The sequence below is a fragment of the Microbacterium sp. genome (genome assembly GCF_031988965.1).
GTDB lineage: Bacteria > Actinomycetota > Actinomycetes > Actinomycetales > Microbacteriaceae > Microbacterium.
The window spans coordinates 1-5,806 of record NZ_DALZXX010000164.1 but is presented as its reverse complement, the minus strand read 5'-3'; the positions used below and the strand labels follow the sequence as shown (position 1 = coordinate 5,806).

Annotated in this window: 5 protein-coding genes and 1 pseudogene; 5 read left to right on the top strand and 1 reads right to left on the bottom strand. The window is 69.7% G+C overall.

Annotated elements, in window-relative coordinates:
• Positions 1 to 137 (top strand): annotated as a pseudogene (locus RTM68_RS16480) (electron transfer flavoprotein subunit alpha/FixB family protein); the annotation flags it as partial.
• Between the two features lie 653 nt (positions 138 to 790).
• Complete coding sequence (locus RTM68_RS16475) at positions 791 to 1,795, top strand: cytochrome b/b6 domain-containing protein (protein ID WP_312173001.1); 1,005 nt, start codon at positions 791 to 793, stop codon at positions 1,793 to 1,795.
• Between the two features lie 131 nt (positions 1,796 to 1,926).
• Here the strand turns inward: RTM68_RS16475 and RTM68_RS16470 are convergent, their stop codons facing one another.
• Positions 1,927 to 2,433 (bottom strand): GNAT family N-acetyltransferase, encoded by a 507-nt coding sequence (locus RTM68_RS16470; protein WP_312172999.1) that lies wholly within the window; start codon positions 2,431 to 2,433, stop codon positions 1,927 to 1,929.
• A 130-nt stretch (positions 2,434 to 2,563) separates the two neighbouring features.
• Here RTM68_RS16470 and RTM68_RS16465 point away from each other — a divergent pair, with 130 nt between their 5' ends.
• The 3 genes from RTM68_RS16465 to RTM68_RS16455 form a co-directional block, all read left to right on the top strand.
• Positions 2,564 to 3,124, top strand: a complete 561-nt coding sequence (locus RTM68_RS16465; protein ID WP_312172996.1) for an acyl-CoA thioesterase — start codon at positions 2,564 to 2,566, stop codon at positions 3,122 to 3,124.
• 2 nt (positions 3,125 to 3,126) lie between these two features.
• Entirely contained in the window at positions 3,127 to 3,918 is a 792-nt protein-coding gene (locus RTM68_RS16460; RefSeq protein ID WP_312172994.1) for a hypothetical protein, read from the top strand.
• 120 nt (positions 3,919 to 4,038) lie between these two features.
• Positions 4,039 to 5,806: proline dehydrogenase family protein (locus RTM68_RS16455; protein ID WP_312172992.1), on the top strand; the 1,768-nt coding region annotated here is incomplete at its 3' end.

The window sequence follows — 5,806 nt, the reverse complement described above, 5'->3', positions numbered from 1 at the left end:
AGACGGCGAAGAACATCGTCGCGATCAACAAAGACGGCGAGGCGCCGATCTTCGACGTCGCCGACTTCGGCATCGTCGGCGACCTGTTCACGGGGGTCCCGCAGGTGATCGCGGCCCTCGAGGCGCGGAAGAAGTAGCCATGGCGACGCGGATGCTGAGGCGCGGGCTCCCGCGCGTGCCCGGCGGTGAACCCTGGCCTCCCGCCTCGTCATCGTCTACGGTCGTTGAGCGAGCAGCGGAGCAGCGAGACGAAACGGGCAACGACCGGGGTGCGGAGGAGCGCGTTTCGTCTCGGTCGACTTCGTCGTCCTCGCTCAACGACCGGGAAGTCGCCTCGCCCCCGGTCGTTGAGCGAGCAGCGGAGCAGCGAGACGACACGTCCCACGGTGAGGGTGCGGCGTCGATCCGCCGCGGTCTTCCGCGGGTTGCCGGCGGGGAGCCGTGGCCTCCTGCGGGCACGGCCGTGGCGTCGAGTGCGAAGGAGCGCGTTTCGTCTCGGTCGACTCCGTCGTCCTCGCTCAACGACCGGGAGGCGGAGGAGCGCGTGTCGTCTCGGTCGACTTCGTCGTCCTCGCTCGACGACCGGGAAGTCGCCTCGCCCCCGGTCGTTGAGCGAGCAGCGGAGCAGCGAGACGAAACGCGCCACGAAACGGGGGCAGCATCCATCCGCCGCGGTCTTCCGCGCGTCACCGGCGGCGAGCCGTGGCCACCCGCGGGCAAGGTCGCCTCGTCTCCGGTCATTGAGCGAGCAGCGGAGCAGCGAGACGACACGGGCCACGATGCAGTGGCGGTGGTCGCCGCGGTCGACGTGAGCATCCCGCTGCCTGCTCCCCGCACCGTCTGGAACGGCACCGCCCCGCGGCGCATCCCCGCGCAGGCGGCGTCGGACACGGCATCCGTTCGTCGTCCGACCTGGACGCAGGGGATCGCGGTCCTCGTCGGAGCGGCAGCCCTCGGCATCCTGGCCGGATCCGTCGTGGCGCTCGTGCGCACGCTGCTGAGCCTGCCGTTCATGCAGGACTTCCTCATCGCCTTCCCCGGCGAGTACGAGCCGGCCTTCGCGGTCGAACCCGGGTTCGCGCCCTGGATCAACTGGGCGCACTTCTTCAACGTGTTCCTGATGGTGCTGATCATCCGCTCGGGCCTGCGCATCCGCAGCGAGAAGCGTCCGACGGCGTTCTGGACGCCACGGAACAACCCCAAGGGCAAAGTCAGTCTGACGATCTGGTTCCACCAGGCGCTCGACGTGCTGTGGCTCGTCAACGGCGTGATCTTCGTGGTGCTGCTGTTCACGACGGGCCACTGGGCGCGTATCGTGCCGACCAGCTGGGAGGTCTTCCCGAACGCGCTGTCGGCCGGTCTGCAGTACCTCTCTTTCGACTGGCCCCACGAGAACGGCTGGAACAACTACAACAGCCTGCAGCAGCTCGCCTACTTCACGACCGTCTTCGTCGCGGCACCACTGGCCGCGGTCACGGGCTTCCGCATGTCGGGCATGTGGCCGAAGAAAGCCGAGGCCCTCTCGAAGGCCTACCCGATCGAGTGGGCCCGCGCGCTGCACTTCCCGGTGATGCTGTACTTCGTGGCATTCATCGTCGTGCACGTCGCCCTCGTGATGCTCACCGGTTTCCTGCGCAACCTGAACCACATGTACGCGTCGCAGGATGCCGTCACCTGGACCGGGTTCTGGGTGTTCGTGGCATCCCTCGTGGTGATCGGGATCGGGTGGGTGGCCGCCCGTCCGCTGGTGATCGCGCCCATCGCGAAGGTGTTCGGCACCGTCTCCGGGCGCTGACCGGTTCAGTACTCAGCACGGATCCGCTGCCGAATGCACAGAACGGCCCCCCTGCCGGCGGCAGGGGGGCCGTTCATGCTGAATCGTGAACGCGGAACCGGCGTGCCGGTCTCAGGCTCAGTGCACGAAGCTCAGCGCACGAAGCGCACCTCGGTCAGCGTCTCGCCCAGGAACGGCTCGGTGTGGCTGGCGCCGTCGAGCGTGAAACCGTTACGCGTGTAGAAGCGGTGGGCACGGGGGTTGTCCTCCGCGACCCAGAGGTAGAGGGGCTCGTCGCTCTCGACCGCGGCGTCGAAGAGCTTCTGGCCGATGCCGGTGCCGTGGAACGCGTCGAGCAGATAGATGAAGTAGAGCTCGCGCATCGAGGGGGCATCCTTGTCGCGCGCGGGACCCGAGCCGACGAAGCCGACGATGTCGCCGTCCACGAGGGCGGCCTTCATCGTGAAGTCGGGGCCCTGTGCGGCCCAGTGCGTCCACAGCTCGGCCATGCGGCGAGGGGACACCTTCTCGAGGGCGGCCTTGCTGATCAGGTGGTCGTAGGTCTCGTGCCAGCACTGCGCGTGCACGCGACCCAGGGCCTCCGCATCCACATCACGGACCGGACGGACGATGACATCAGACTGGGCTTCGGCGCTCATAGCGCGACTCTACGCGCGGGCTCGGGGAACAGGAAATCGAGCGGATGCTGTCGCTGCGGCCCGACGAGCTCATGGAGGTTCTGCACAACGAAGTTCGGGGTTCGTTCGTCGATGGCTACGATCGAGTCTCGTGAACGTGATCTGGCGCACCCTCCTCGTGGTTCTCTCGGCCCGTCGCCGCGCCCGGCGCGGTAAGACCCTCGACCCCGCATCCGTGGCGTCGGTGAGGCTGACGACGCTGCCGACCGACATCGACATCCTGCGCCACATGAACAACGGCCGGTACCTCTCGCTGTTCGACCTCGGGCGGTGGGATCTGCTGATCCGCACCGGGCTCTTCGATGCCATGAAGGAACGCGGCTGGTACGCGGTGGTGTCGAGCGAGACGATCACGTTCCGCAAATCCCTGCAGCTCTGGCAGCGCTTCGAGGTGCAGTCGCGCTTCATCGGCCACGACGACAAGGCGGTCTTCCTGGAGCATCGAGCCGTGGTGGCCGGCGAGGTGTACGCCCGAGCGATCGTGCGTGCGCGGATGCTGCGCCGCACCGGCGGCACCGTCAGCAACGAGGAACTGTTCGCCGCGGTCGGCAAGCCCGAGGGTGTGCCCGAGATCGATCCGTGGGTGCACGACTGGGCCGCGGCATCCGCCCTTCCGCCCACGCGCACGGCTGCGCCGAGCGTCTGGAGCTGACGATGGCGTCTTCGTGGGGACTCGACGAGCGCGAGCCGGGGCGCACGCTGCTGGTCGGATGCGGCAAGATCGGCGTACGCCTGGGCGAGAGGATTCTCGCCGGCGGTGGTGAGGTGACCGCGATCCGGCGGAACGCGGCGGGACTGCCCGCCGGCTTCCGCACGATCGTCGCCGACCTCGAGAAGCCCCTCGCGCAGGAGCTTCCCGAGTTCGACTCGGTGGTGATCACGCTGCCGCCGAGCCGGGCGGACTCCGAGCGCGGCTCGATCTACCCGCTCGCCCTGCCGGCGATCGCCGACGCCCTGCCGTCGATGCCGTCGCGCGTCGTGTTCGTGTCGTCGACGCGGGTGTTCGAGGGGCGTCCGGGGCCGGATCCGCTGACGGAACAGGATGCTCCCGCGACCACGAGTCCCGGTGGCGCCGCCCTCGTTGACGGGGAGCGCCTCGCTCGCGAGCTGCTGGGCGCGACGGTCGTGCGTCCGGCCGGGATCTACGGCCCCGGGCGCGACTCACTGATCCGTCGCGTGCGCGCCGGCGACGCGATCGATGCGACGCGACGGACGAACCGCATCCACGAGACCGACGTCGTGCGCCTCCTCGAGGTGCTGCTGCGGGCGGCGGCTCCGCCCGCGCTCGTGCACGGCGTCGACAGGGCGCCGGTGGCACTCGGCGACGTCGCGGCGTTCATCGCTGCCGAGCTCGGTGTGGCGACGCCTCCCGCGGTCGACCCTGCGGTCGGCGGAGGCACCGTGCTCGACGGCAGCCTGCTGCTCGCGCTTCTCGGCGAGCTGTAGTACCCGACGTTCCGCGAGGGGTATGCCGAGATGGTCGCGCAGCGCTGAGGCGCGATGCGTCCCCGGAGTCCCCGCCCGTCGCTCACCGGGATGCCTGCATGCCGGATCTAGGCTGAGGCCATGGCAGAGACGTCGCTTCCCGCGGATGCCGAATCCGCCGCTCTCGCGGACCGAGCGGTCGAACTCGCCCGCCGCTGGGTGATCGAGGCGGCGGCCGCCGACGTCGATCCGGCCGCCGAGCGTCTCGCCGGTGTGCTGCAGGACGCGAACGGGCTGCCGTTCACGCTCGGGTTCGTCGACGGTGTCATGCGCCCCGAGAGCCTGGGAGCCGCGGCGTCCCGGCTGCATCGTCTCGCGCCCATCGTGCCCGAGTTCCTGCCGTGGTACCTGCGTTCCGCCGTGCGGATCGGCGGTGGCATCGCTCCGATCCTCCCGACGCCCGTCGTGCCGATCGCGCGGCGCGTGCTCCGCGAGATGGTCGGGCACCTCGTGGTCGACGCGCGTCCGGCCAAGCTCGGTCCGGCGATCGCGAAGATCCGCGAATCCGGTGCGCGACTCAACCTCAATCTGCTGGGCGAGGCCGTGCTCGGCGAGAGCGAGGCGACGCGGCGGCTCGACGGCATCCACGACCTGATCCGACGCCCCGACGTCGACTACGTCTCGGTCAAGGTCTCGGCGATCGTCAGCCGTATCTCGATGTGGGCGTTCGATCAGGTCGTCGACGAGGTCGTCGAGAGACTCATGCCGCTGTACCTGACGGCGGCGGGCGCGTCTGCCCGCCCCGACGAGCAGACCTTCATCAACCTCGACATGGAGGAGTACCGCGATCTCGATCTGACGATCGCCGTGTTCACGCGCATCCTCGAGGATCCGCGGCTGCAGGGACTCGAAGCGGGCATCGTGCTGCAGGCGTACCTTCCCGATGCGCTGCCCGCGCTGCAGCAGCTCACCGCTTGGGCGCGCGAGCGCGTCGAACGAGGAGGCGCGCCGATCAAGGTGCGGCTCGTCAAGGGCGCGAACCTCGCGATGGAGCGCGTCGAGGCGCGCATGCACGGCTGGACCCAGGCGACGTACGACACCAAGCTCGACACCGACGCCAACTATCTGCGCTGCCTCGACTGGGCGCTGCGCCCCGAGAACGTCGCGGTGGTGCGGCTCGGCGTCGCCGGGCACAACCTGTTCGGCACCGCCTACGCCTGGCTGCTCGCCCAGGACCGCGGCGTGATCACGGCATCCGACTCGGGGCAGCCGCCCGTCGAGTTCGAGATGCTGCTCGGCATGGCCCAGGGCCAGGTGCAGGCCGTCTCGCGAGAGGTCGGCGAGGTGCTGCTGTACGTGCCGGTCGTGAAGCCCGACGAGTTCGACGTCGCGATCAGCTATCTGGTGCGTCGGCTCGAAGAGAACGCCTCGAACGACAACTTCCTGTCGGCGGCGTTCCGGCTGGATCACGACGAGGCGCTCTTCGCCCGCGAACGGGATCGCTTCCTCGATGCGCTGCGCCGCTCGACCTCGCCGACCCTGCAGCTCGGCCCGCTGCGCACGCAGGATCGTCGGGCGCCGCTGCACGAGTCGCTGCGTCCCGTGCCGGTGGCACCCGCTCCCGAAGAGGGGCTCACCCAGGCTGTGCTCGGAATCTCGCGCGGTTCCGAGGACTCCGGCGAACCGTTCCTCGAGACGGCCGTCTACGCTCCCCGGGAACTCGACGGCGATTCGGCGGCTGCAGGTGCCGGCGCGGGTTCGGGCGGAGCGCCCGGGTTCACCAACACGGCCGACACCGACCCCTCCCTCCCGGCCAACCGCGAGTGGGCGCGCGAGATCCACGCCCGCATCGCCGAGTCCGACCTCGGCACGGTGACGATCGACGCCGCGCGGATCGACGACGCGACCG